Source organism: Aggregatibacter sp. oral taxon 458 str. W10330, from assembly GCF_000466335.1.
Taxonomy (GTDB): Bacteria; Pseudomonadota; Gammaproteobacteria; order Enterobacterales; family Pasteurellaceae; genus Aggregatibacter.
In genome coordinates this window covers 122796-123527 of the sequence record NZ_KE952604.1, presented here as the reverse complement: position 1 = coordinate 123527, position 732 = coordinate 122796, and the positions used below count along the sequence as shown (strand labels likewise).

Below are 732 nucleotides of genomic sequence, written 5' to 3'. Positions count from 1 at the left end.
GTCTCGCCAGCAATCGTTCTATCGCCTACGGCATCGCAAAAGCGATGAAAGAGCAAGGCGCAGAATTGGCTTTCACTTATTTAAATGAAAAATTACAACCACGTGTTGAAGAATTTGCCAAAGAATTTGGCGCAAACATCGTGCTTCCGTTAGACGTTGCTACCGATGAAAGCATTCAAAACTGCTTTGCAGAATTAAGCAAACATTGGGATAAATTCGATGGTTTCGTGCATGCCATCGCATTCGCACCGGGTGATCAATTAGACGGCGACTATGTCAATGCAGCAACCCGTGAAGGTTATCGTATTGCTCACGACATCAGTGCCTACAGTTTCGTAGCAATGGCGCAAGCGGCACGTCCGTATTTGAATCCAAATGCGGCATTATTAACGCTGTCCTATTTAGGTGCAGAACGTGCGATTCCAAACTACAACGTGATGTGTTTAGCCAAAGCCTCTCTTGAAGCGGCAACTCGTGTGATGGCAGCCGATTTAGGTAAAGATGGCATTCGCGTGAACGCTATTTCCGCAGGCCCGATTCGTACCTTAGCGGCTTCCGGCATTAAAAACGTTAAGAAAATGTTGGCAACATTCGAGAAAACCGCTGCATTACGCCGCACCGTGACCATCGAAGATGTGGGTAACTCTGCGGCGTTCTTATGTTCTGATTTAGCCTCCGGCATCACCGGTGAAATCGTCCATGTTGATGCCGGTTTCAGCATCACCGCCATGG

At 47.7% G+C, this 732-nt stretch carries 1 protein-coding gene; it reads left to right on the top strand.

Going from position 1 to position 732, the window contains the following annotated elements; all coding sequences use genetic code 11:
- On the top strand, window positions 1-732 hold a 732-nt coding region (locus HMPREF9065_RS10210; protein WP_021615922.1), incomplete at both ends, for an enoyl-ACP reductase FabI.